Annotated in this window: 22 protein-coding genes and 2 tRNA genes; 13 read left to right on the top strand and 11 right to left on the bottom strand. The window is 71.5% G+C overall.

What is annotated here, in order from left to right; genetic code table 11:
- Positions 1 to 216: 216 nt before the first annotated feature.
- The 8 genes from AC3D3D_RS08800 to rpmH form a co-directional block, all read right to left on the bottom strand.
- Positions 217 to 1,212: a ParA family protein gene (locus AC3D3D_RS08800; protein WP_488511880.1), complete on the bottom strand. Its 996-nt coding sequence runs from the start codon at positions 1,210 to 1,212 to the stop codon at positions 217 to 219.
- Between the two features lie 1,058 nt (positions 1,213 to 2,270).
- A complete protein-coding gene (locus tag AC3D3D_RS08795) occupies positions 2,271 to 2,729 on the bottom strand; it encodes a MarR family winged helix-turn-helix transcriptional regulator (RefSeq protein ID WP_463662835.1) in 459 nt (152 codons plus the stop codon).
- A 317-nt stretch (positions 2,730 to 3,046) separates the two neighbouring features.
- Positions 3,047 to 3,709: a 16S rRNA (guanine(527)-N(7))-methyltransferase RsmG gene (gene rsmG / locus AC3D3D_RS08790; protein ID WP_463662834.1), complete on the bottom strand. Its 663-nt coding sequence runs from the start codon at positions 3,707 to 3,709 to the stop codon at positions 3,047 to 3,049.
- Between the two features lie 4 nt (positions 3,710 to 3,713).
- Positions 3,714 to 4,277, bottom strand: a complete 564-nt coding sequence (locus AC3D3D_RS08785; protein ID WP_463662897.1) for a Jag family protein — start codon at positions 4,275 to 4,277, stop codon at positions 3,714 to 3,716.
- Between the two features lie 101 nt (positions 4,278 to 4,378).
- Entirely contained in the window at positions 4,379 to 5,521 is a 1,143-nt protein-coding gene (yidC, locus tag AC3D3D_RS08780; RefSeq protein ID WP_463662833.1) for a membrane protein insertase YidC, read from the bottom strand.
- Positions 5,521 to 5,907 (bottom strand): membrane protein insertion efficiency factor YidD, encoded by a 387-nt coding sequence (gene yidD, locus AC3D3D_RS08775; RefSeq protein ID WP_463662896.1) that lies wholly within the window; start codon positions 5,905 to 5,907, stop codon positions 5,521 to 5,523. The genes yidC and yidD overlap by 1 nt, the downstream gene beginning before the upstream one ends.
- Before the next feature lie 164 nt (positions 5,908 to 6,071).
- Positions 6,072 to 6,431 carry a ribonuclease P protein component gene (rnpA, locus tag AC3D3D_RS08770; RefSeq protein ID WP_463662832.1) on the bottom strand — a complete coding sequence of 120 codons (360 nt, stop codon included), beginning with the start codon at positions 6,429 to 6,431 and terminating at the stop codon, positions 6,072 to 6,074.
- Positions 6,432 to 6,434: 3 nt separating this feature from the next.
- Positions 6,435 to 6,572 carry a 50S ribosomal protein L34 gene (gene rpmH / locus AC3D3D_RS08765; protein ID WP_425707255.1) on the bottom strand — a complete coding sequence of 46 codons (138 nt, stop codon included), beginning with the start codon at positions 6,570 to 6,572 and terminating at the stop codon, positions 6,435 to 6,437.
- A 295-nt stretch (positions 6,573 to 6,867) separates the two neighbouring features.
- Between rpmH and dnaA the strand changes: the two genes are divergently transcribed.
- The 12 genes from dnaA to AC3D3D_RS08705 all read left to right on the top strand — a co-directional run bounded on the left by dnaA (position 6,868) and on the right by AC3D3D_RS08705 (position 19,736).
- Positions 6,868 to 8,424: a chromosomal replication initiator protein DnaA gene (gene dnaA, locus AC3D3D_RS08760; RefSeq protein WP_463662831.1), complete on the top strand. Its 1,557-nt coding sequence runs from the start codon at positions 6,868 to 6,870 to the stop codon at positions 8,422 to 8,424.
- A 448-nt stretch (positions 8,425 to 8,872) separates the two neighbouring features.
- A complete protein-coding gene (gene dnaN, locus AC3D3D_RS08755; RefSeq protein WP_463662830.1) occupies positions 8,873 to 10,000 on the top strand; it encodes a DNA polymerase III subunit beta in 1,128 nt (375 codons plus the stop codon).
- A gap of 26 nt (positions 10,001 to 10,026) precedes the next feature.
- Positions 10,027 to 10,953: a phosphogluconate dehydrogenase (NAD(+)-dependent, decarboxylating) gene (gene gnd, locus AC3D3D_RS08750; protein WP_463662829.1), complete on the top strand. Its 927-nt coding sequence runs from the start codon at positions 10,027 to 10,029 to the stop codon at positions 10,951 to 10,953.
- Complete coding sequence (gene recF / locus AC3D3D_RS08745) at positions 10,954 to 12,201, top strand: DNA replication/repair protein RecF (RefSeq protein ID WP_463662828.1); 1,248 nt, start codon at positions 10,954 to 10,956, stop codon at positions 12,199 to 12,201.
- Positions 12,198 to 12,836, top strand: coding sequence for a DciA family protein (locus tag AC3D3D_RS08740; RefSeq protein ID WP_463662827.1), 639 nt, complete (start codon positions 12,198 to 12,200; stop codon positions 12,834 to 12,836). Before recF ends, AC3D3D_RS08740 begins: the two co-directional genes overlap by 4 nt.
- 206 nt (positions 12,837 to 13,042) lie before the next feature.
- Positions 13,043 to 15,151, top strand: a complete 2,109-nt coding sequence (gene gyrB, locus AC3D3D_RS08735) for a DNA topoisomerase (ATP-hydrolyzing) subunit B (RefSeq protein ID WP_463662826.1) — start codon at positions 13,043 to 13,045, stop codon at positions 15,149 to 15,151.
- Positions 15,152 to 15,310: 159 nt separating this feature from the next.
- Positions 15,311 to 17,935 carry a DNA gyrase subunit A gene (gene gyrA, locus AC3D3D_RS08730; protein ID WP_463662895.1) on the top strand — a complete coding sequence of 875 codons (2,625 nt, stop codon included), beginning with the start codon at positions 15,311 to 15,313 and terminating at the stop codon, positions 17,933 to 17,935.
- Positions 17,932 to 18,435, top strand: coding sequence for a DUF3566 domain-containing protein (locus tag AC3D3D_RS08725; RefSeq protein ID WP_463662825.1), 504 nt, complete (start codon positions 17,932 to 17,934; stop codon positions 18,433 to 18,435). Before gyrA ends, AC3D3D_RS08725 begins: the two co-directional genes overlap by 4 nt.
- 154 nt (positions 18,436 to 18,589) lie before the next feature.
- Positions 18,590 to 18,663 (top strand) — tRNA-Ile (locus AC3D3D_RS08720).
- A gap of 150 nt (positions 18,664 to 18,813) precedes the next feature.
- Positions 18,814 to 18,960 carry a DLW-39 family protein gene (locus AC3D3D_RS08715; RefSeq protein ID WP_463662824.1) on the top strand — a complete coding sequence of 49 codons (147 nt, stop codon included), beginning with the start codon at positions 18,814 to 18,816 and terminating at the stop codon, positions 18,958 to 18,960.
- Between the two features lie 144 nt (positions 18,961 to 19,104).
- A tRNA-Ala gene (locus AC3D3D_RS08710) sits at positions 19,105 to 19,177 on the top strand.
- 52 nt (positions 19,178 to 19,229) lie between these two features.
- On the top strand, positions 19,230 to 19,736 hold the full coding sequence (locus AC3D3D_RS08705; RefSeq protein ID WP_463662823.1) for an ATP-dependent endonuclease: 507 nt from the start codon (positions 19,230 to 19,232) through the stop codon (positions 19,734 to 19,736).
- Positions 19,737 to 19,821: 85 nt separating this feature from the next.
- On the opposite strand, the gene AC3D3D_RS08700 is transcribed toward AC3D3D_RS08705, so the two are convergent.
- The gene (locus tag AC3D3D_RS08700) at positions 19,822 to 21,405 is read right to left on the bottom strand and encodes an MFS transporter (protein ID WP_463662822.1); all 1,584 of its coding nucleotides are present in this window, start codon (positions 21,403 to 21,405) and stop codon (positions 19,822 to 19,824) included.
- Positions 21,406 to 21,474: 69 nt separating this feature from the next.
- On the opposite strand from AC3D3D_RS08700, the gene AC3D3D_RS08695 reads away from it, so the two are divergent.
- Entirely contained in the window at positions 21,475 to 22,041 is a 567-nt protein-coding gene (locus AC3D3D_RS08695; RefSeq protein ID WP_463662821.1) for a TetR/AcrR family transcriptional regulator, read from the top strand.
- Positions 22,042 to 22,059: 18 nt separating this feature from the next.
- Here the strand turns inward: AC3D3D_RS08695 and AC3D3D_RS08690 are convergent, their stop codons facing one another.
- Complete coding sequence (locus AC3D3D_RS08690) at positions 22,060 to 23,106, bottom strand: winged helix DNA-binding domain-containing protein (protein ID WP_463662820.1); 1,047 nt, start codon at positions 23,104 to 23,106, stop codon at positions 22,060 to 22,062.
- A gap of 55 nt (positions 23,107 to 23,161) precedes the next feature.
- Positions 23,162 to 23,920 (bottom strand): TetR/AcrR family transcriptional regulator, encoded by a 759-nt coding sequence (locus AC3D3D_RS08685; protein WP_463662819.1) that lies wholly within the window; start codon positions 23,918 to 23,920, stop codon positions 23,162 to 23,164.
- Positions 23,921 to 23,937: the final 17 nt, after the last annotated feature.

The following is a 23,937-nucleotide window of genomic DNA, read 5'->3' as shown; positions in this document are numbered from 1 at the left end:
CGCGGCGACCGACGCAGAGGGCTTCCTCACCTGCGACGCCGAAGCCGATTCATCCGTAATCGGCTCTTTGACCTCGGACTTTGCGTCATCCTTCTCCGACGACGAGCTGTCGAAGAAGATGTCGGCCGGCCGTGCGGTCCGCGTTCCGGCAGGAGGGGCCGTGGGGATGAGGGCCCCGATACCCCGACCGAGACCCCGTCGCTTCTCTGCCACGTCCTACTCCTGTCCCTCTGCGCCGCGCGTCGCCATCTCCAGTGCGGCCTCGCGGTAGCTCAGCGCGCCCGACGACGTCGGGTCGTACGTGATGATCGTCTGCCCGAAGCTCGGCGCCTCGGAGATGCGCACCGAACGCGGGACCGCGGTCGTCAGCACCTGCTCGGGGAAGTGCGTCCGCACCTCCTCCGCCACCTCCCTCGACAGGTTGGTCCGCTTGTCGTACATGGTGAGCAGGATCGTCGACACCTCGAGCTCGGGGTTGAGGTGTTCCGTGATGAGCCCGATGCTGCGCACGAGCTGCGTGAGGCCCTCCAGCGCGTAGTACTCGCACTGGATCGGGATGAGCACCTCCCGGGCAGCGACGAACGCGTTGATCGTCAGCAGCCCGAGGCTGGGCGGGCAGTCGACGAGGATGTAGTCGATCCGGGGAAGTCCCTGGTCAGAGCGGTGCTTGACGTAATCCGTGAGGGCCGTGGCGAGGCGGTTCTCCCGCTCCTCCTCCCCGACCAGCTCGATCTCGGCGCCCGACAGGTCGATGGTCGAGGGGACGACCTCCACGCCCGGGAGCAGCTGCGCCGGCACGACGACGTCCGCGAGCGTCAGCTCTCCCATGAGGACGTCGTAGAGGGAGGGTGTGCCGGCCACGTGTTCCGCGCCCAGCGCGGTCGAGGCGTTGCCCTGGGGATCGTTGTCGATGACCAGCACCCGGAGGCCACCCTCCGCCAGCGCCGCCGCGAGATTGACCGTCGTCGTGGTCTTCCCCACGCCGCCCTTCTGATTAGCGACGGTTATCGTCCGCATATCAGTGGGATGCGGCATATCCTTACCGAACAGTCGCCGGCGTCGTGCGGCCTGCTCCGCCAGGTCCTGCGCCAATGGTGTCGTCTCGTCATCGTCGACGATGGGATTGGAGAGAGCGTCCGACTGGTCATCCTCGGGCGCCGCGACCAACGGTCGGGGATCTTCTGGCGCTGCTGTGGACTTCTCGTCAGTCATGCGGATGCTCTCCAACGATGGGAAGTGTGTGCCGCAGAAGTCTATGCGAGCGCCGGCCGGAATCGGGTCTAGATCCACAAGCCGGCGCCTTCGGCGAGTCACCACCACACGCTCACGACCACTCGGATCGGGTTGACGAGTCGTCGACGCGTCTCCCGCCCGATCATGATGGTGGGGACGTCGGTCGTCCTGGTTTCACGTGGAACAGACTCGATTGGCTACCGGAAGGCTCGCTGAAACGGCCGATCATCGCACATGGAGCTCACCGAGCCCCCCATCAAGGTTGTTGTCCCGCGCGTGGTGCCGTGTGATCGGTCGTCGGATACTTGTCGGTAAGAACGCGAGGAGCACTGTGGGAAGCTCGCGCGATTACTCCCGGCGACTATGCGCTGCGCCGTTCAAGGCGCACCATTCGTTTTGCTCAAGTCGCGTTTCACGTGAAACGGGGCCGTCCTATCGCTCGATGGGAGGCTCATCCCGCATGCTTCAATGGCGAGCCGCTACGACACTGGACCTGACGGCGACGACCGGGCGACCCTGGGGTGGCCGCCTCCTAGCGCTACCGCGACGTCGCACGTCGTGCTCACTCGCAGCTTGTGAAGGCAGCGAGTTGTGACTGCTGCAGGCGACTGCGTTTCACGTGAAACGCGTGAGTCCATGGATTCATCTGGCTGCGCAGCAGCGAACAGCACGCGGCGTGCGCCCTCCAGCGACCGGTCTCTGAAGGGATCGGTCGGACCCCGGACGCCTCCACTGAACGACACCGGCACCCGCGCACGATCCTGGAGCCCAACAGGTACAGGGATGCGCCAATGACCAGGTCGCCCGAGCGAACTGAGGGCCGGCACACGATCGCTCATTCCGCGTTCGCTGAGAAGTCGCATCGTGCGACCAGATCACGTGCGTGCGGTCACAGCGCCGGAGGCGGTGCGAGACCGGCTCCGCCACTGGTGGTTCCACGTGAAACCCACGAACACGAGGCCGGTCCGTTTCAGGTGAAACAGCAACTCACTGGACGACCAGGTTCCACGTGAAACTCGCACCCAAGGCGCAACCGATCAGTCGAGCGCGCTGAGAGCCACCCGCAAGAGGTCGAGGGTCTGGCGAACTGCAGTACGATCACCATCCTCCGTCGTTGATAGCAGGTCGCGCTCCAATCGCCGGCCGGCGGCAAGGACCTCAGTGACCGCCGACCGCCCTGCCGTCGTCAGTGACACGATCCGACGCCGACGATCATCCACGTCCTCCTCGCGTCTGATGAGGTCGCTCTTGCTCAGCGAGTCGAGCACGGCAACGAGATTGCGAGGGTCGACCATCACCCGACGAGCCAACTCACGCTGCCCCATCCCAGGCGTCGAGGACAGCTCCACAAGAAGGAGCTGGTCCAGGGCACTGAGACGAACCGAAGCGACCTGGAGCTCCGACAACCGAGCGGCCACCGACCCGAGCCGAGCGAGCACGAGCGGCAGCGGAGCCGTACCAGGAGCGCCGAGCAGACTGGGGGAAGGCGTCGTCACGTCAGCACGAGCCGCATCGGAGTCGAGGCCTCTAGACATGCTCCATGTCTATCAGACGGACGAGGTGTCGTTGAGCTGGCTAAGATAGGTCATTTAGTCATGTGTCATGTCTATTAGCCGCCAGGAGACCGATCAGCGTCGGACGCCCAGGGCCGCACGCCTACACGAGGCCGGCACGGCACCTTTCCACGGGCGAACCTGCCGGTCGCCATCCATGCGTGAACGAGCAGGCGACCAGTCGCTCGCTACGGAATCGACACCCCTCACACGCAGGATCGACCCGCGACCCACCTCAGTCGCGGGGGAGACCCGGTCGGTCAGCGCTTGTCGACGACGACGACGGTCGCCGGATCCATGCCCTCGACCGGCACCACCGTGTCGATCCGGGTCGAGGTGGCGCCCAGCTTGCGAAGGACGTACTTGGCGGCATCCACCTCGGCCGGGGCACGCTCGCCCTTGAGCGCCACGAGCTGTCCGCCGCCGGCCACCAGTGGCATGGTCCAGCGCGCCAGCTTGTCCAACGCCGCCACCGCTCGGGCGGTCACGACGCGCGCCTTGAGGATCCCGTGCATCTCCTCGGCGCGGGCCCGGTGGATCTCCACGTTGTCCAGCCCCACCTCGTCGACGACGTCGGCCAACCACTCGCAGCGACGTTCCATCGGTTCGACGAGGTGCACCGTCGCGTCGGGACGCATGGCCGCGACGACCACACCGGGGAAGCCGGCACCCGACCCGACATCCACGACGGCGTCGCCGTCCCGCACGTACTCGGCGACCGCTGCCGAGTTGAGGAGATGGCGCGACCACAGGCGTGGGAGCTCCCGCGGTCCGATGAGGCCCCGGAGTTCGCCCTCGGCCACGAGCATCTCGGCGAAGTACCGGACCGGCGCCCAGGACAGGTCGAAGTACTCCCGCACGCCGGGCCCTGGCTCCTCGACCGTCGGCCCCTCGGGGGAGCCGACGGTGCGGTTCTCACCCATGGGCTCAGGCGGGACGGACGACCACGTGACGACGCGGCTCGGCGCCGTCGGAGTCCGAGACGAGCCCGCCGGCGGCGACCGCGTCGTGCACGACCTTCCGCTCGAAGGGGTTCATCGGGTCGAGCGCGACCGGTTCGCCGGTGGAACGCACGGTGGCGATGGCCTCCTCCGCCAGGGCGGTGAGCGTGACGCGGCGCCCGTCGCGGTAGCCGGCGATGTCGACCATGATCCGCGAGCGGTCGCCGAGCTTGGCCTGGACGGCCAGGCGGGTCAGCTCCTGCACGGCGTCGAGGGTCTTGCCGTCCTCGCCGACCAGGCGGCCCAGGTACCGGTCGCCATCCTCCTCGGAGACGATCGATACCGAGGCCCGTCCGTGCTCGACCTCGATGTCGATGTCCCCGTCGAGGTCAGCGATGTCGAGCAGCTCCTCGAGGTAGTCGGCCGCGACGTCACCCTCCTCCTCGAGCCGGGTCACCTTCGACGACGTCGGGGCGGCGCTCGTCTCCGTGGTGGGCGTGGCGTCCGTGCGCTCGTCGTCGGGCGCGGCGGTGCTGTCCTCGGTGGTCAGGTCGTTCGTCACTGTCTGCTCCTTCGGTGCCGCTGGGGCCTGGGTCTGGTCGGTGGCCGCGTCGGGAGGTTCCTCCTTCGCGGCCGGTCGTGCGCTGGGTGCTACTGGTTGCCCTTCTCGCGCTTGCGGCGCTTCTCCGCGGCAAGCCGGCGCTCCGCCTGCCGGCGCTCGTACCGCTTCTGGGCCCGCTCGGCGGCGGTGAGGCCGTCCTTGCCGCGGACCTCGACGTCCTGCTCGTCCGCCGACTCGTCGGGCTCGTCCTTGTCCGTGCCGGCCGCCGCGGCGGGGGTGCCCTTCTTCGGCTGGGGGCGTCGCTCACCGGCGTTCGAGCTGCGGCGCAGGGTGGGGGCCTCCTCCTCGAGCGGAGGCAGCCCCTTGCGGGCGCGCTTGGCGTTCTTCTTCTCGATCATCGCCTTGTAGGCCTCGGAGCCCGGGGTCGGCTGCCGCTTGATCGTGTAGAACTGCTGGCCCATCGACCACAGGTTGGAGATGAACCAGTAGATGAGGACACCGATGGGGAAGTTGACGCCGGTGACCGCGAAGACCACGGGGAGGATGTACAGCAGGATCTGCTGCTGCCGGAACATCGGGCTCTCGAGCGCCGCCGGCGGCATGTTCTTCATCGTCAGCTGACGCTGCGTGAGGAAGGTCGACAGCGACATCGCGATGATGAGGATGACGGTGACGATGCGGACCGCGGTGAGGTCGGCGTCCAGGCTCGCGGCGGAGTCCCCGAAGGTCTGCATGAACGTCGAGGAGATCGGGGCGCCGAACAGCAGGGAGTTCTCCGCCTCGCGGGCGAGGTCCTGGGTGAGCGGACCGATCGCGTCGGCGGTACCGGCAGCGATGTTGTCCAGCGAGTTGAGTACCGAGAACAGGCCGAAGAAGATCGGCATCTGCAGCAGCAGCGGGAGGCACGAGGCGAAGGGGGAGGTGCCGGCGTCCTTGTAGAGCGCCTGCATCTCCTCCTGGAACCGCTGCCGGGAGGCGGGGTCCTTCTTGTTCTTGTACTTGTCCTGCAGCTTCTTCAGCTCGGGCTGCACCAGCTGCATCGCCCGCGACGCGCGGATCTGCCGGAAGAAGAGCGGCATGATGAGGATGCGGACCACGACCGTGAGGCCGACGATGGACAGGATCCACGCCCACCCCGATCCCTCGGGAAAGCCGATGGCGACGGCGCCGTCGTGGATGAGCACCATCACCCAGGCGACGGCCCATCTGATCGGCGCAAGAATGGTGTCCATCAGCCTGGTTGCTCCTCGTGGTCCTTCGGCGGTCCGGTGCCCGCCCCTCGATCTGTCCCCCCGAGGGTAGATGCTCGGGGGTTGCCCGATGGTTCGGGCCCTGTCGCGGCAGCATCGCCGTCCGGGTGAGTCTGCTCACCAGCCTCGTCGTCGGTGAGCGGTTCGCGCCGTCCCACCCAGCGTCCCCGCTCCGGGACATGGTCGACGCCGCCGCGCGACCAGGGGTTGCACCGCAGAACGCGCCACACCGCCAGGAGCAGTCCCTTGACCAGGCCGTGCCGCCGCAGGGCCCCGACGGCGAAGGCCGAGCAGGTGGGGTAGTAGCGGCAGCTCGGCCCGAGCCAGGGCGAGACGATGAGCTGGTAGCCGCGCACCAGCTTGAGCAGGAGCCAGGTGACCGGCCCCACCCGGCGCCCGGAATCCGCCTGCGCGGCCCCGCCCGGCTCCCCGGTCCCGCGCGGCTGCTCAGTGCTGTCCGGCAGCTGCCCGCCGTCGGGCCGTGTCCCGCCGTCGGGCTGCCCGGCGCTGGCCGACGGTCCGCGGTCCGCGCTCATCGCCCCTCCCGCGCCGCGACCTTCCGGGCCGTCGCGCCCAGGGCACGGTCGAGGTCGCGTGCGAGCTCGGCCGAGGTCGAGTACGCCGCCCGGGGCTGGGCCCGCACGACCACCCGCGTGCCGTGCGGTAACGCACCGACCCGGTCGGACATCAGGTGCCTGAGCCGGCGCTTGACCCGCGTGCGCACGACGGCGTTGCCCACGCCCTTGGAAACGACGAAACCGACGAGGACGGTGCCCTCGTCGGTGGTCGGTCGCCTGTGGACGACGAGCCGGTCGCTGCCGGCCCGGACGCCCCGCCGGACGGTGGCGGTGAAGTCGGCCGGTCGGCGCATCCGGTGGTGCGCCGGGAGCACGACCTAGGCGGAGAGCTTGGCGCGGCCCTTGGAGCGGCGCGCCGAGAGGATGGCGCGGCCGGCGCGGGTGCGCATGCGCAGACGGAAGCCGTGCACCTTGGAACGGCGACGGTTGTTCGGCTGGAAAGTCCGCTTGCTCACGGCTCTACCCCTGACGTTGACTCGACGATCTGGCTGGCCCTGGAGGATCCGACCCCTGTGCGCGCCCTCGCGGGCTGCGCGCAGGCCCGACCTCGGGCCCAGGAATGAGTGTGTCCGCACGACACGGACGCTCCAGGTTACGGGCGCGGGTCCGGCGCGGTCAACGCGGAGACGGAGTGACCTGTGGAACGTCGTTGTCCACCGATGGACCCCCGCGGGGCACCGCGCTCCGCCGGGATCGGCGCCATGGCGCGCCGCACGGACACCCGAGCGATGCACACAACTGTGGAGAAGTATGTGGACCCGCAACTTCCGTGACACAGTAAGGAACCCCCAGGCGCCCGCCGGGGATCGGGGTGCAAGGAGTGGAGTGCGCGTGGCGGACACCATCGCCGAGTCGTGGCAGCTCGCGGTCTCGCGTCTCTCGGACCGTGGGGACATCCGTCCCGCCCAGCTCGCCTTCGTGCGGCAGGCCCGGGCGCTGGGGATCATCGACGACACCCTGCTCCTGGCGGTCGGCTCCGACCTGGCCAAGGACTACATCGAGATGCAGGCGCGCGAGCAGATCATCGCGACGATGTCCGAGATCCACGGCACGACGCTCCGCTTCGCCGTCACCGTCGACCCCTCGATCGACGACGAGCCGACCCCGCCGCGCCCCACCGTGACCGAGATCCCGCCGCGACCGGCTCCTGCGCCGTCGGACCCCGACGCGGACCCTGGCCACGACGCCCCCCGCGAGCAGCAGCGCACCACCCACGACCGCTCCCCGCAGTCGCGCGGGACCTCACCGGCCGAGGACAACGGCGAGCAGGCCTCGCGCCTCAACCCGAAGTTCACGTTCGACACCTTCGTCTCGGGCTCCTCCAACCGCTTCGCCCACGCGGCGGCGACCGCCGTCGCGGAGTCGCCGGCCAAGGCCTACAACCCGCTGTTCATCTACGGGGGCTCGGGGCTCGGCAAGACGCACCTGCTGCACTCGATCGGCCACTACGCCCGCAACCTCTACCCCGGCATCCGCGTGCGCTACGTGAACTCCGAGGAGTTCACCAACGACTTCATCAACTCGATCCGCGACGACAAGGCCGAGTCCTTCCAGCGCCGCTACCGCAACGTCGACGTCCTGCTCATCGACGACATCCAGTTCCTCGGCGGCAAGGAGCAGACGGTCGAGGAGTTCTTCCACACCTTCAACACGCTGCACAACGACTCCAAGCAGGTGGTCATCACCTCCGACGTCGCGCCCAAGCAGCTGAGCGGGTTCGAGCAGCGCATGGTCTCCCGCTTCGAGTGGGGGCTGCTCACCGACGTGCAGCCGCCCGACCTCGAGACGCGCATCGCCATCCTGCGCAAGAAGGCCGAGTCCGACGGCCTCGACGCCTCCCCGGAGGTGCTGGAGTACATCGCCTCGCGCATCTCGACCAACATCCGGGAGCTCGAGGGGGCGCTCATCCGCGTCACCGCCTTCGCGGCGCTCAACCGCCAGCACGTCGACCGGCCGCTGGCGGAGATGGTGCTCAAGGACATCATCACCGACCCCGAGAGCGAGGAGATCACGCCGAGCCTGATCATGGCGCAGACGGCGGACTACTTCTCCATCTCCCTGGAGGCCCTCACCTCGGCGGACCGCTCGCGCGTCCTCGTCACCGCGCGGCAGATCGCCATGTACCTGTGCCGCGAGCTCACGCCGCTGTCGCTGCCGAAGATCGGCCGGCTGTTCGGCGGGCGCGACCACACGACGGTCATGCACGCGAACCGCAAGATCAAGGACCTCATGGCCGAGAAGCGTCAGGTCTACAACCAGGTCTCCGAGCTCACCGCCCGGATCAAGACCCGCGCCCGCGAGGGCTGAGGACGCGGTGACGCGGCCGGCGCCGCATGACCGCCGTCATGTGGACGAGGTTGTGATTCACCCGTGGACGGAGGCGCTCCCACCGGTGGACCGGGTGGGGACGAGCCAGCCCTCCCGGTGGATCGACGAATGACATCCACGGGGCGTGTCATTCGTCCACGTCCTCGTCCGGAGCCCGATCCACACGGCCGTCGACGGTGTGACCTGCACAGATGCGTGTCATCCCCAGGATCCACAGGTGCGATGACGATGACGAACCCTGAATGACAGATGTTGTGGCTCATCACCCCTGGGCCATGGACCCCGCTCGAGCAAGGGCCGGACCGAACAGCCGCGACCACCGGCCGTCCCCAGCAGCATCCGAGGACCGGCCCGGACCACGTAGGGTGTGCTCAGCGCCGCGCCCCGTCGAGGACGTGCACAGAACTCTCAGAGAAAGTGACCTGCCGTGAAGTTCAGGGTTGACCGCGACGTGCTGGCCGAGGCCGTGTCCTGGACCGCGCGTTCGCTCCCCGCTCGCCCGCCCGTCCCGGTGCTCGCCGGTGTCCGCATCGAGGCCGCCGACGGGCAGCTGACGCTCGCCACCTTCGACTACGAGATCTCGGCCCGCTCGGTGGTCGAGGCCGAGGTCGAGACCCCGGGCACGATCCTCGTGGTCGGCCGGCTGCTCGCCGACATCTGCCGGTCGCTGCCGGCCCGGCCCGTCGACGTCGAGGTCGAGGGCACGCGCGTGTCGCTGACCTGCGGCGCCTCGCGGTTCACGCTCACCTCGATGCCCGTCGAGGAGTACCCGGCCCTGCCGGCGATGCCCGACACCGCCGGCAGCATCGACGCCGACGTGCTGGCCGAGGCCGTCGCCCAGGTGACGACCGCGGCCTCGCGCGACGAGACGCTGCCGCTGCTCACGGGCGTGCGCGTGGAGATCGAGGGCGAGACGATCACGCTGCTGGCCACCGACCGCTACCGCCTGGCGATGCGGGAGCTGCCCTGGCACCCCGCGAGCCCGGACGTCTCCGCCGTCGCGCTCGTGCGCGCCCGCACGCTGTCCGACGTCGCGAAGTCGCTGACCTCCGCCGGTGCCGTCGAGGTCGACTTCGACACCTCGGGCGCCGCCTCGCTCATCGGCTTCGAGGCCGGCGGGCGCCGCACCACCTCGCTGCTCGTCGACGGCGACTACCCGCCGGTGCGCCGCCTGTTCCCCGACGAGACGCCCACCCACGCGGTGATCGACGCCGCCGAGCTCATGGCCGCCGCCAAGCGCGTGAGCCTGGTCGCCGAGCGCAACACCCCCATCCGGCTGTCCTTCACCGAGGGCCAGGTCGTCCTCGAGGCCGGCCAGGGCGACGACGCGCAGGCGTCCGAGGCGCTCGAGGCGACCCTGATCGGCGAGCCGATCACCACCGCCTTCAACCCGGTCTACCTCCTCGACGGGCTCGGGGCGCTCACCCGTCCCTACGCCCGGTTGTCGTTCACGCACCCGACCAAGCCGGCCACCCTCACGGGTCAGGACGAGGTCGAGGGCGAGGACTCCGGGGAGTTCCGCTACCTGCTCATGCCGATCCGTTTCGCCGGCTGATCGGCCGGCCCGTCGAAGGAGTCGCCATGCACCTCGGGATGATCGGGCTGGGCCGGATGGGCGGCAACATGGCCGACCGGCTCCGCGCCGCCGGGATCACCGTCACCGGCTACGACCGCGACCCGGAGATCTCCGACGTCGCCTCGCTGGCGGACCTGGTCCAGGCCCTGCCCGCCCCGCGGAACCTGTGGGTCATGGTCCCCGCGGGCGACCCGACCCGGGACACGCTCGCCGAGCTGGCCGAGCTGCTCGAGGAGGGGGACCTCGTCGTCGAGGGCGGGAACTCCCACTACGAGGACGACCAGGCCAACGCCGCCCGCCTGGGGGAGAAGGGCATCGGCTACGTCGACACCGGCGTCTCCGGCGGCGTGTGGGGCAAGGACGTCGGCTACGGCCTCATGGTCGGCGGCGCCCGCACCGACATCGACCGCCTCATGCCGGTCTTCGACGCGCTGCGTCCCGAGGGTCCTCGCGAGGAGGGCTTCGTGCACGCCGGCCCCGTCGGCGCCGGCCACTTCTCCAAGATGGTCCACAACGGCATCGAGTACGGCCTCATGCAGGCCTACGCCGAGGGCTACGAGCTGCTCGACGCCTACTCCGACCTGGTCGAGGACCCCGGCGCGGTGCTCAACGCCTGGCGCCGCGGCACCGTCGTGCGCTCCTGGCTGCTCGACCTCATGGTCCGCGCCCTCGACGACGATCCCGACCTGGCGCGCATCCGCGGGTTCGTGGAGGACTCGGGCGAGGGGCGCTGGACGATCGACGCCGCCATCGACGCCGCCGTCCCGGTGCCGGCGATCGCGGCCTCCCTGTTCGCCCGGTTCAGCTCGCGCCAGGACGACTCGCCCGCGATGCGGATGGTCGCCGCCATGCGGAACCAGTTCGGTGCCCACGCCACCACGCCCGCGGAGGACCCCGCCGGAGTGCCGCCGGTGGGGCCCGCCGCGTCCTAGGTGCGGGTCACCGACCTCGCGCTCAACGACTTCCGCTCCTACCGGGAGCTGGTCCTCACGTTCGAGCCCGGGGTGACGGCCTTCGTCGGGCCCAACGGCCAGGGCAAGACGAACATCGTCGAGGCGATCGGCTACCTCGCCACGTTCGGCTCGCACCGCGTGGCCGCGGACACCGCGCTGGTGCGGCGCGGCACGCCCGGTGCGGTGGTCCGGGCCAAGGTGCGCACCGAGGAGCGCGACACCCTCCTCGAGGTGGAGATCATCGCCGGCAAGGCCAACCGCGCGCGCCTCGACCGCCACGCCACCCGACCGCGCGAGCTGCTCGGCCACCTGCGGCTCGTGGTCTTCGCCCCCGAGGACCTCGAGCTCGTGCGCGGGGACCCCTCGGCCCGACGGCGGTTCCTCGACGATCTCCTCGTGCAGCTGCGCCCGAGGATGGTCGAGGTCCGGCAGCGCTACGACCGCGTGCTGCGCCAACGGGTCGCCCTGCTGAAGTCCGCGGGCGCGGCCGCCCGTGCCGGCCGGTCCTTCGACCTGTCGAGCCTGGACGTGTGGGACGAGCAGCTCGCGGAGGCCGGCGGGCAGATCCTCGCCGCCCGCGCCGAGGTCATCGCCCGGCTGCGCCCGCACGTGGCCGCCGCATACGAGGACGTCTCCGACGGCCAGGGTCCCGCGCGCATCGACGGCCGCTACTCGCTCGTGGGCGCCGAGGGCGGGGAGGACCCCGACCCGGCGCTGCTCGCCGGCGTCACCGGCCCGGAGACCACCGACGAGAACGTCGCGAGCGCCGCCCAGGAGCGGGCCATGGCCGTGGAGACCGCCCTCACCGACGCCGAGGCGGTCGCCGGGCGGCTGCGCGCGGCGCTCGAGCGGGCCCGGCCCAAGGAGGTCGAACGCGGGGTGTGCCTGGTGGGACCGCACCGCGACGACCTGTCCCTCGCGCTCGGCCCGCTGCCGGCGCGCGGGTACGCCAGCCACGGCGAGTCCTGGTCCTACGCGCTCGCCCTGCGCATCGCCGCGTGGCGGGTGCTGCGCGAGGCCGACGAGGACGGCGGCGACCCCGTCCTCGTCCTCGACGACGTCTTCGCCGAGCTCGACTCCAGGCGCCGCCGCCGGCTCGCGGAGATGGTCGCCGGCGCGGAGCAGGTCTTCCTCACCGCCGCAGTCGACGAGGACGTGCCCGCCGAGCTGGGCGGGGCGCGGATCGACGTCGCCGACGGCACCGCGGTCCTGCGGGAGGCCCCGTGACCGGGGACCCCGTCGAGCGCCCCGCGGGCACCGAGCCGGGCGAGGAGGAGCAGCCGCCGGCCTCGCCGGACGCCCTGGCCCACGCGGTCCTCGCCCGGGCGCGGGCGGCCGCCTGGGACAAGGGCCTGCGGACCACGCCGGCGCGCCGCGCCGGGGGCTGGGACCGCAGCGAGGACCTCGCTGTCGGGAAGGACGAGGAGGAGCCCGACGGCGGCGGGCGGCACTGGCGACCCGGCCCCGGCCTGGGGTGGGCCGGCTCGGGGTCGGCGCCCTCGCGCCGCGATCCGCAGCCGATCGGCCGCATCGGCCGCCAGCTCGTCCGGCGTCGGGGCTGGGGACGCGAGCTCTCCCTGGCCACCGTCGTCGCACGCTGGCGCGAGATCGTCGGGGACCAGGTCGCCGACCACTGCGCGGTGGAGACCTTCTCCGAGGGCGAGCTCGTGCTCCGCGCCTCCTCGACGGCCTGGGCCACCCAGGTGCGGCTGCTCATGCCGCAGCTCGAGCGGCGGATCGAGGAGGAGGCCGGCGAGGGAACGGTCAGCTCCATCACCGTGCTCGGACCGGGCGGCCCGAGCTGGAAGCACGGCCGGTTCGCCGTGCGCGGCGGCCGCGGACCCCGGGACACCTACGGCTGAGCGCGGCCCCCCGCACGGACGTGGGTGATCTCATGGACAGGCTGTGGACACAGCCTGTGGATCACTGGGTCGGACGGCGGGAGCACGGTAGAATCAGACAACCTGTCCGGCCTCACCCAGGGCGCACGCCCAGGGGCCGGACGTCAGGCGCCGGGCGGAGGCACATCCTGCGCGCGGTGCACGAGAGCCGAGGAGAACCGTCGACCGTGGCAGCAGAGAGCAGCGCAACCACCCCCGAGGACCCCTCGACCGGGACGGGAGCCGCTGCACCGGACGCCCCTGCGACGGACCCGCAGCAGTCGGGCCAGGCCCGGCAAGGCTCCTACGGGGCGGAGAACATCCAGGTCCTCGAGGGTCTCGAGGCCGTGCGCAAGCGGCCGGGCATGTACATCGGCTCGACCGGCCCGCGCGGCCTGCACCACCTGGTCTACGAGGTCGTGGACAACTCCGTGGACGAGGCCCTCGCCGGGCACGCCTCGGACATCACGGTCACCCTCGGGGCGGACGGGTCGGTCACCGTCGTCGACGACGGTCGCGGCATCCCCATCGACCTGCACCCCACCGAGGGCAAGCCCGCCGTCGAGGTCGTGCTCACCGTCCTGCACGCCGGCGGCAAGTTCGGCGGCGGCGGGTACGCGGTCTCCGGCGGCCTGCACGGCGTCGGCGTCTCCGTCGTCAACGCCCTCTCGCACCGGCTCGAGGTCGAGGTCCGGCGTGAGGGCCACGTGTGGCGGATGTCCTTCGTCGACGGCGTCCCGACCGGTCCCCTGGTCAAGGGCGAGGCCACCGACATCACCGGCACCACGGTGCGCTACTGGCCCAACGCGGACATCTTCGAGACCGTCGAGCACGACTACGAGACCCTGCGCTCGCGCCTGCAGCAGTACGCCTTCCTCAACAAGGGGCTGACGCTGACCCTGACCGACGAGCGGCCCGAGGCGGTCGACTCCGGCGACGAGGTCACGGGCGACGACGAGGGCACCGCGGACGACCCGGTCCCCGGCTTCCGCACCGTCACCTACCGGTACGACGACGGCCTCATCGACTACGTCCACCACCTCAACTCCGCCAAGCGGGTCGAGGTCGTCCACCCCGACGTCATCGCCTTCGAGTCCGAGGACACCGACCGGAAGATCTCCCTCGAGCTCGCCATGCAGTGGACGGTGGGCTACAGCGAGTCGGTGCACACCTACGCCAACACGATCAACACCACCGAGGGCGGCACCCACGAGGAGGGTTTCCGCGCGGCGATGACCTCCGTGGTCAACAAGTACGCGCGAGACCGCGGCCTCATCAAGGACAAGGACGACAACCTCACCGGCGACGACGTGCGCGAGGGCCTGACCGCCGTCATCTCCGTCAAGCTCGGCGAGCCCCAGTTCGAGGGCCAGACCAAGACCAAGCTCGGCAACACCGAGGCCCGTACCTTCGTCCAGCAGCAGGTCTACGCCCAGGTCACCGACTGGCTCGACCAGCACCCGAACGAGGGTCGTGACGTCGTGCGCAAGGCGCAGTCGGCGGCCGCGGCCCGCGTGGCCGCGCGCAAGGCCCGCGAAGCCACGCGCCGCAAGACCGTCCTGGAGTCGGCCTCGATGCCCGGCAAGCTCAAGGACTGCTCGAGCAAGGACCCGCGCGAGTGCGAGATCTTCATCGTCGAGGGTGACTCCGCCGGCGGTTCCGCCGTCGGCGGCCGCGACCCGCGGATCCAGGCGATCATGCCGATCCGCGGCAAGATCCTCAACGTCGAGAAGGCGCGGCTGGACCGGGCCCTGGGCTCGGAGACCATCCGCAACCTCATCACCGCCTTCGGCGTGGGGGTCGGCGAGGAGTTCGACCTGGACAAGCTGCGGTACCACAAGATCGTGCTCATGGCCGACGCCGACGTCGACGGCCAGCACATCGCCACGCTGCTGCTCACCCTCGTGTTCCGCTACATGCGACCGCTGCTCGAGGGCGGCCACATCTACCTCGCCCAGCCGCCGCTGTTCCGCATCAAGTGGACCAACGCCCCCCACGAGTACGTCTACTCCGACAAGGAGCGCGACGCCGTGGTGGCCGACGGCCTGGCGAACGGCAAGCGCCTGCCCAAGGAGAAGGACGGCCCGATCCAGCGCTACAAGGGTCTGGGCGAGATGAACGACTCCGAGCTGTGGGACACGACGATGAACCCCGACACCCGCACGCTCAAGCAGATCACCCTGGGCGAGGCGGCCGCCGCCGACGAGATCTTCGCGGTGCTCATGGGCGAGGACGTCGAGCAGCGGCGCGGCTTCATCCAGCGCAACGCCCACGACGTGCGTTTCCTCGACATCTGACCACCGGGCCCGGGCCGGCACACGGCGAGGGGCCCACCTGGCCGGGCCCCGCCGTCGGGGCCGGCCCCACCAGACACAGGCAGTACAGCCGACCGAAGGACACCAGTGAGCGAGACCCCCGAGCAGTCCGGCGTGACGCAGGTCGACCTGCACGACGAGATGCAGCGCTCGTACCTCGACTACGCGATGAGCGTCATCGTGGGGCGCGCGCTGCCCGACGTGCGCGACGGCCTCAAGCCGGTCCACCGCCGCGTCATCTACGCGATGTACAACGGCGGCTACCGGCCGGAGTCGGCGTTCAGCAAGTCCACGCGCGTGGTCGGCGACGTCATGGGTACCTTCCACCCGCACGGCGACAGCGCCATCTATGACACCCTCGTGCGCCTGGTCCAGCACTGGACGATGCGCTACCCGCTCGCCGCCGGCCAGGGCAACTTCGGCTCGCCGGGCGACCAGGGCGCGGCCGCCCACCGGTACACCGAGGTCCGTATGGCCCCGCTGGCCATGGAGATGGTCCGCGACATCACCTCCGGCACCGTCGACTTCCAGCCGAACTACGACGGCCGCGACTCCGAACCCGTCGTCCTGCCGGCGCGCTACCCCAACCTGCTGGTCAACGGTTCCGAGGGCATCGCCGTCGGCATGGCCACCCGCATCCCCCCGCACAACATGCGCGAGGTCGCCGCGGGCGTGCAGTGGTACCTGGAGAACCCCGAGGCCTCCCGGGACCAGCTGCTCGGCGAGCTCATGCAGCGCATCAAGGGGCCCGACTTCCCCACGGGCGCGACGATCCTGGGCACCCGCGGCATCGAGGAGGCCTACCGGACCGGGCGCGGCTCGATCGTGCAGCGCGCCGTCGTCAACGTCGAAGAGCTCGACGGCCGCACCTGCCTGGTCGCCACCGAGCTGCCGTACCAGGTCAACCCCGACCGCCTGCTGGAGAAGATCGCCGAGGCCGTCGGCGACGGACGGGCCGCCGGCATCGCCGACGTGCGCGACGAGACCTCCTCGCGCACCGGCACCCGCCTGGTCATCGTGCTCAAGCGCGACGCCGTGGCCAAGGTCGTGCTCAACACGCTCTACAAGCACACCCAGCTCCAGGTGAACTTCCCGGCGAACATGCTCGCCCTGGTCGACGGCGTGCCCCGCACCCTGTCCCTCGACGGGTTCGTGCGCCACTGGGTGGCCCACCAGCTCGAGGTGGTGCGCCGTCGGGCCGAGTACGACCTCGGCGAGGCGCAGAAGAGGATGCACATCCTCACCGGCTACCTCAGGGCGCTCGACGCGCTGGACGAGGTCATCGCCCTCATCCGCCGCTCGCCCACGGCCGACGACGCCCGCACCGGCCTCATGGAGCTGCTCGTCATCGACGGGGACCAGGCCGACGCCATCCTCGCCCTGCAGCTCCGGCGCCTCGCCGCGCTCGAGCGGCAGAAGATCCTCGACGAGCACGCCGCCCTCGCGGCGAAGATCGAGGACCTCGAGGACATCATCGCCCGCCCGGAGCGGCAGCGGACCATCGTCTCCGACGAGCTCGGCGCGATCGTCGAGCGCTACGGCGACGAGCGGCGCACGACGATCCTGCCCTTCGACGGTGAGATGACCGTCGAGGACCTCATCCCGCGCGAGGACGTCGTCGTGACGATCACCCGCGGCGGCTACGTCAAGCGCACCCGCACCGACAGCTACCGGGCCCAGCGCCGGGGCGGCAAGGGCATCCGGGGGGCCCAGCTCCGCGAGGACGACGTCGTCTCCCACTTCGGGGTGACCTCCACGCACAACTGGCAGCTGTTCTTCACGACCCTGGGGCGGGTCTACCGGGCCAAGGGCTACGAGCTGCCCGAGGGCGGGCGCGACTCCAAGGGCCAGCACGTGGCCAACCTGCTGGCCTTCCAGCCAGGGGAGACCATCGCCTCGGTGGTCGACATCGCCGACTACGAGGCGGCGGACTACCTCGTCCTGGCCACCGAGCGCGGCCTGGTGAAGAAGACCCGCCTCGCGGACTACGAGTCCGCCCGCCAGGGCGGGCTCATCGCCATCAACCTGCGCGAGAACGGCGACGGCGAGCCCGACCGGGTGATCGCCGCGCGGCTGGTGAACGAGGGCGACGACATCCTCCTCGTCTCCAAGAAGGGCCAGTCGCTGCGGTTCACCGCCACCGACGAGACGCTGCGTGCGACCGGACGCGCGACGTCGGGCGTGACAGGCATGAAGTTCCGCGAGGGCGACCACCTGCTGTCGATGGAGGTCGTCCACCGCGGTGAGCAGGTCTTCGTCGTCACCGAGGGCGGCTACGCCAAGCGCACCCAGGTCGAGGAGTACCGGACGCAGGGCCGCGGGGGGCTGGGCATCAAGGTGGCCAACCTCGTCGAGGCGCGCGGCGACCTCGTCGGCACCCTGACCGTCACCGACGACGACGAGGTCCTCGTCATCATGGCCGGCGGCAAGATCGTCCGCTCCCGGGTCGACGAGGTGCGGCTGACCGGGCGCAACACCCAGGGCGTCGGCTTCGCCAACGTGGCCGAGGGCGACCGCATCATCGCGATCGCCAAGAACGCCGAGCGGAAGGTGGAGGAGGAGGTCGAGCGGATCGAGGGCGAGGCCGCCGGCTCCGCAGGTACCGAGGCTGCCCGCTCCACGGATGCCGAGGCCGCCTATCCTGCTGCGGCCGACGAGGGGGAGGACGACCTGCCGACCCCTGCGCCGCAGGGGGGCGACGAGCAGGTAGCGTCTGGCGAGCAGGTGTCGGGGACCGACGCCGAGGACGACGGAGGTAACGCGTGAGCGAGGCATCGACCCGGGACGAGGGCCGGACGCGCACCGCGCCGCCGCCCCCGCCCGACCGCGCGCGCGAGGGCCGCACCGACCAGCGCGCCGCGCGCACCGACGAGCGGTCGACGAGCCGCCCGTCGGGTCGCTTCGCCGGCGCCCGCACGGCGCGGCTCACGCTGGCCCGGATCGACCCGTGGTCGGCGATGCGGCTGTCGTTCCTGCTGTCCATCGCCGCCGGCATCATGCTGGTCGTCGCGGTGGCCACGGTGTGGTTCGTGCTCGACCAGATGTACGTGTTCGCCGAGCTCGAGGAGCTCCTGGCGACGATCGGCTCGGCCAGCTTCCTCGAGCTCATGCAGCTCCTCGAGTTCGACCGCGTGATGTCGCTGGCCGCGATCGTCGCGGTGCTCGACGTCCTGCTGCTGACGGTGCTCGGCGCCGTGTGGGCCTTCCTCTACAACCTGGCCGCCGCCCTGGTCGGCGGTCTGACCGTCACGTTCACCGACGACTGACCTCCGCCCCCGCGCGCGCGGCGCGGCGGCGGTGAGGGCGGGCAGTGCCCGAACTCACGGCCCCGCAGGCTCCGGCAGATTGGGAGCCCGTGGCACGGTGGGCTAAACTCGCACGTCGGCGCGTCGTTCGCGTCACGCCCGCTCCGGCGGGCACGGGCCTGTAGCTCAGTCGGTTAGAGCGCTTCCCTGATAAGGAAGAGGTCGATGGTTCGAGTCCATTCAGGCCCACGCGATGTTGTCGAGACAGCGCGCAGCCCGGATCCACCACGGTGGGTCCGGGCTTCTGTCGTCGAGGGCCCGACAGGCCCCGGACCAGCCGCTTCGATACTGTGGAGGCCGGGCAGATGGCCCGAGAGGACGTCACCACGGAGGATCCACATGAAGAAGTTCCTGCTCGTCGCCGCAGCCGCCGTCGTCGGCTACGTGGTGTGGATCAAGGTGCAGCAGGACCGCGAGGAGCGCGCGATCTGGGCCGAGGTGACCGACGAGGTCAGCCCCGCCGACGCGCCCGTCGTCCAGCCCTGACCCCGGCGCCCGGTCGGCGGCGTGCAGGCGCCGGCTGAGCGGCAGGTCACCACGGTCGACCCTCCTCGCCGTCACCCTGGTGGCGTATATTGACTCGCCGTCGGCGCGAGCCGACGCCGCGGCGCCCGCACCGGGCGATCGCGCGGGGCCATGGCGCAACTGGTAGCGCACCTGCTTTGCAAGCAGGGGGTTCGGGGTTCGAGTCCCCGTGGCTCCACCGCACGGGTATCCGCTGCGCCCGACGTCGGGGTCCGTGGTTGTCTGGGCCGGTGACACTCGTCCTGGTCGAGGGGGAGAGCGACGCCGCCGCGGTGGAGGTCCTCGCCCGACGTCGCGGCGTGTCCCTCCCGGACGTCATCCCGGTCGGTGGCTCCAGCGGGTTCCGTCGCGTCGCGCAGCAGCATCCCGGACGGAGGATGGTCGGCCTCGTGGACGCGGCCGAGCGGCGACACGTCGAACGGGTCCTGGGCACCGTGCTCGTGTGCGACCCCGACCTCGAGCGTGAGTTCATCCGCGCGATCGGGACGGACGGCGTCGTGGCGGTCATCGAGTCGCAGGGTGAGCTCGCGTCCTTCCGGCGGCTCCAGCGCCAGCCCTTCCAGGTGGACCGGGCGCCGGAGCAGCACCTCACGCGGTTCCTCGCCGGACGCAGCGGCAACAAGCGCCGCTACGCCCGACTCCTCGCCGAGGCCGTCCCGCTCGACGCCGTCCCGCCCCCGCTCGCCGCCCTGCTCGACGAGCTCGGGCCGGGCCCCGACGACTGTGGCCGTCGCTGAACCGGATCAGCAGAGGCACGACGGATCGGGTGATGGGCGACGTCGAGCCACCCGCCACCCGCGTCCGGGTGCCGGCCCGGTCCTCTCAGGACGCGTGCGTCGTCGCGGCCGTGTCCCCGGACGGCCCGGACGCCGCGGGGTCCCCGGCCGCGGACTGTGCGGCGGGCGTGCCCCGCAGCGCGATCCCGATGCCGATCGCGGCGAGCACGAGCACGCCGGCACCGACGCCGGCGGCCGTCGTCAGGCCCGTGGCGTAGGCGTCGAAGGCCTGCCGCAGGAGCGGTTCCGCCGCCTCCGGAGGCAGCTCCGCCGCGACTGCGACGGCGCCGCCCACGGTCTCCGTCGCCGCCTCGCCGGCACCGGCGACGCCACCGCCGTCCTCCATCGACGAGCGGTAGACCGAACCGGCGAGGGAGCCGAGCAGGGCGATCCCGAGGGCGCCGCCGAGCTCGCTGCTCGTCTCCGACAGGGCGGACGCGCTGCCCGCCTTCTCGGGCGGCGCCGTCGTCAGGACGAGCGAGGTGACGATCGTGGCTGTGAGCCCGACCCCGAGCGTGAGCACGGTGTAGGCGGCGATGAGCATGGCGATGTGCGAGTCGGGCGTGACCAGGGCGATGCCGACGAACCCGCCGGCGGCGACGAGCAGCCCGGCCGGGACCAGGACCGCGGGCCGGAGCGAGCGGCCGAGCCAGGAGGCGAGCGTGACGCCGACGACGCTGCCGGCGACGGTGGGCAGCATCCAGACCGCGGCGGACACCGGCCCGTACCCGAGGACGGTCTGCATGAAGGTGACGGCCAGCAGGCCGGTCCCCGCGGTCGCCAGCACGACCACGGCGTTCGCGACGATGGCGCCCCCGAACGCCGGCCGGGCGAAGAGCCGGACGTCGAACATCGGGTGCGGCGCACGGCGGAGGTGCGAGACGAAGAGCGCCCCCATGATGACCCCCACGAGGATGGTGACCAGTGGCTCGGCGCTCGCACCGTCCTCGGCGAGCTTCTTGATGCCGTGGACGACGGGCAGGATCGTCGCCAGCGAGAGCACGGATCCCAGCAGGTCGAAGCGGCCGGGCTCGGGATCGCGGGACTCGGGGATGACGAACGGCACGACGACGAGCAGCAGCACCATCACGGGGACGTTGATGAGGAAGACGGCTCCCCACGCGAAGTGCTCGAGCAGGAAACCTCCGACGATCGGCCCGACGGCGACGCCGCCGGTGAACGCCGCGGTCCAGATCCCCACGGCGGTGCGTCGCTGGTCCTCGTCGCGGAAGATCCCGCGGACGAGGGAGAGGGTGGAGGGGGCGAGCGTGGCCCCGCCGACGCCGAGGAGGGCGCGGGCGACGATGAGCATCTCGGCGCTGCCGGCGTACGCGGCGAGCACCGAGGCCGCGCCGAACGCGGTCGCCCCGATGAGGAGGAGCCGGCGGCGGCCGATGCGATCCCCGATGCTGCCCATCGTCACCAGCAGTCCCGCCATGACGAACCCGTAGATGTCCATGATCCACAGGTGCTGCCCGGCGGTCGGGGCGAGGTCGGCGCTGATCCAGGGGGAGGCCATGAAGAGGACGGAGAGGTCCATCGAGGTGAGCAGGGCGGGCAGGACGAGGACGGCCATGGCGAGCCAGTCGCGCGTGGTCGCCCGTGCGGTGGGTGCGGGTCGTGGTGTCATGCCGCGACGATACGCACGTCTAATACAGATGTACAAGACGTTTGTCTGATTCTCTCGTATGATCGACCCATGGGACAGCGCCAGGACCTGCTCGCCGGGGCGCGGCGGTGCATCGAGGAGAAGGGCTACTCGCGCACCACGGCGCGGGACATCACGGCCGCCTCGGGTGCCAACCTCGCCGCGATCGGCTACCACTTCGGCTCGAAGGAGGCCCTGCTCAACGCGGCGGTCCTCGAGTCCTTCGACGCGTGGGGCGATGCGATCGAGGAGGCGGCGACCGGGTTGACGGACGGGGACCCGATCGACCGCCTCGAGCGCTTCCTCGAGGGTCTCCTGGCCGGGACGAAGTCGAACCACGCGACGATCGCGGCCAGCATCCAGGCTCTCGCCGAGGCGGAGTTCGTCCCGGAGGTGCGCCGGCAGATCGGCGAGAGCTACGCGGAGGGGCGTCGGAGCCTGGCGGGCATCCTGCTCGGGGTGGACGCCGACGACGTGACGGACGAGCAGCTCCCGCTCGGCTCGCTCGCTCTCGCGATCGTCAACGGGCTGGTCCTGCAGTGGTTGGTCGACGACGGACCGATGCCCAGCGCCGCGCAGGTCGCCGGTGCACTGCGGCGCATCGTGCCGGGGGGCTGAGCCGGCGACGCGCGCGGCCTACGGATACGGCCAGGCCGCCAGCGCCCGCCCGATGGCCTTCTCCCGGGCGGCGGAGACGGGCTCGACCATCTCCACGACCGGCTCGGTCGACCGCGTCCCCCGGGGGAACCGCCAGGTCCCCACCACGCGACCGTCGACGAGGATCGCCGGCCGGAACACCCCGTTGCGCCCGGGCACCAGCGCCTCGAGCATCCGCGGCCCGGCCACGAGCGAGCGGTCCTGGTAGCCGAGGATCCACTCGTCGAACGCCGGCGCGAGGGTCACCCCGGCGGCGGGCCGCTCCACCGGCTCGTCGAGCACCCAGGAGGGCACGCCGTCAGCCTCGACCTCGATCAGCTCGGTCACCTGCTCGACGGCGGGGGTGAGCACCGAGCGCGGGAGCTTGGTCCACCACGCCAGGTCCGCCAGGGTCACCGGCCCGCGGGCCCGCACGTAGGAACGCACGAGCTCGACGAGACCCCGCTCGGGGTCGGAGCCGGTGGGCGGCGTCGTGCGGGTGAACAGCTGCTCGGCGCCGTCCGCGGTGAAGGCGCCCCAGTGGGCCAGGCCGGCGACGGCGAGCTGGGCGATGAGGTGGTACCCGCGGCCCCCAGCCGCCTCGATCCCGGCCTCCTCCCACGCCGCGAGGACCTCGGCGCGCGTGCGGGGCCGCTCCCCGAGCGCGTCCAGGAGAATCGCCCGGGCGCGGCTCACCACCGCCTCGCTCAGCCCGAGCGCCTCGCGGCGCCTGGCGTCGGCCCGCTCGAGCCGCTCCGCGGTCGCGTGAAGGGTCGCGGCCAGGTGGGCGGGGGTGGTGACGAACAGGGTGCCGCGCATCGGCCAGGAGCGCACGAGCTCGCCGGCGTCGAAGGCCGCGCGCACGTCGTCGAGGGTGGTGCCCTTCCGGGAGCGGACGGCGACGGCGCGCAGGACTCCCGCCAGGTCCTGCCCCTGCATCGCGCCCGCGCGGGCGACCACCTGGGTGGGGGTGAGGTCGGAGCCGCGGAGCAGGTGGGCGTCGAGCCGGGCCCGGCGCGCCTGCGTCGCGCTCATGCGTGCGGTCACGGCACGCACGCTACCGGCGTCCGTCGGTCGTCCTCGCCCGGATATCGGCTCCGGTTCAGTCCTCGCCGCCGCGCCGGCGCCGCTCGTCGACCTGGCGGACCTCGTCGATGAGGTCCTCGATCCGCTCGGGGGAGTGCAGCGAGACTGCAGGCCCACCGGGAGCCCCGGACTCCTCGGACGCCGCGGCCCCGCCCGGGTCGAGGATCCGGCCCAGGCCGGACGCGAGGACCTCGGGGGAGATCTCGATCCCGCCGACCGCGAGCGCGGCCGCCCCCTGGTCCAGCGCGGCCAGCAGCGCCCCGACGTCCCGTGCGGAGAGGGTCTCCTGCGCCGCGCGTCGGTCGGCGGCGAACCGGGCGAAGACGTCGACGACGATCTCGAGCCGCTGGGCGATCGCCGCCCGCCCGTCGGCGTCCCGGCCGACGGAGCCGATGAACTCCAGGGTCGCGAGCCCGAAGCCCCGGGTGGCCTCCTCGGTCGTCGGCTCGTCGGGATCGAACGGGGCGGCGGGGGAGGGCGCGCCGTCGACGCCGTGGGTCCCGGCGTGGGTGAGCGGGTCCCAGGTCTCGGGGTCGGCGTAGGTGAGGTTGTGGTCGAGGACCGCCAGGAACAGCTCGGCCTTGTCGGCGAAGTTGGAGTAGACCGCGCCCTTGGAGTAGCCGGCGTCCGCGGCGATCGTGTCGAGCCGCGCCCCGTGGTACCCGTGCAGCGTGAAGTGGGCGAGTGCCGAGAGCACGAGGTGGTGCCGGGTCTCCTCCTGCTGCTCGGCCCGAGAACGCCGTGCGCGCGGGCGAGGACTGTCGGGTCCGGTCATCCGCCCAACCTAGTTGA

Source organism: Georgenia sp. X1117, from assembly GCF_057784635.1.
This window is presented reverse-complemented; position numbering and strand designations above follow the sequence as displayed.

What these genes read in the sequence shown, in the direction of transcription:
- AC3D3D_RS08800 (WP_488511880.1), bottom strand. Translation starts at nt 1,212, where the DNA reads ATGACTGACGAGAAGTCCACAGCAGCGCCAGAAGATCCCCGACCGTTG.
- rsmG (WP_463662834.1), bottom strand. Translation starts at nt 3,709, where the DNA reads ATGGGTGAGAACCGCACCGTCGGCTCCCCCGAGGGGCCGACGGTCGAG.
- yidC (WP_463662833.1), bottom strand. Translation starts at nt 5,521, where the DNA reads ATGGACACCATTCTTGCGCCGATCAGATGGGCCGTCGCCTGGGTGATG.
- dnaA (WP_463662831.1), top strand. Translation starts at nt 6,868, where the DNA reads ATGTGGACCCGCAACTTCCGTGACACAGTAAGGAACCCCCAGGCGCCC.
- gnd (WP_463662829.1), top strand. Translation starts at nt 10,027, where the DNA reads ATGCACCTCGGGATGATCGGGCTGGGCCGGATGGGCGGCAACATGGCC.
- gyrA (WP_463662895.1), top strand. Translation starts at nt 15,311, where the DNA reads ATGCAGCGCTCGTACCTCGACTACGCGATGAGCGTCATCGTGGGGCGC.
- AC3D3D_RS08715 (WP_463662824.1), top strand. Translation starts at nt 18,814, where the DNA reads ATGAAGAAGTTCCTGCTCGTCGCCGCAGCCGCCGTCGTCGGCTACGTG.
- AC3D3D_RS08700 (WP_463662822.1), bottom strand. Translation starts at nt 21,405, where the DNA reads ATGACACCACGACCCGCACCCACCGCACGGGCGACCACGCGCGACTGG.
- AC3D3D_RS08695 (WP_463662821.1), top strand. Translation starts at nt 21,475, where the DNA reads ATGGGACAGCGCCAGGACCTGCTCGCCGGGGCGCGGCGGTGCATCGAG.
- AC3D3D_RS08685 (WP_463662819.1), bottom strand. Translation starts at nt 23,920, where the DNA reads ATGACCGGACCCGACAGTCCTCGCCCGCGCGCACGGCGTTCTCGGGCC.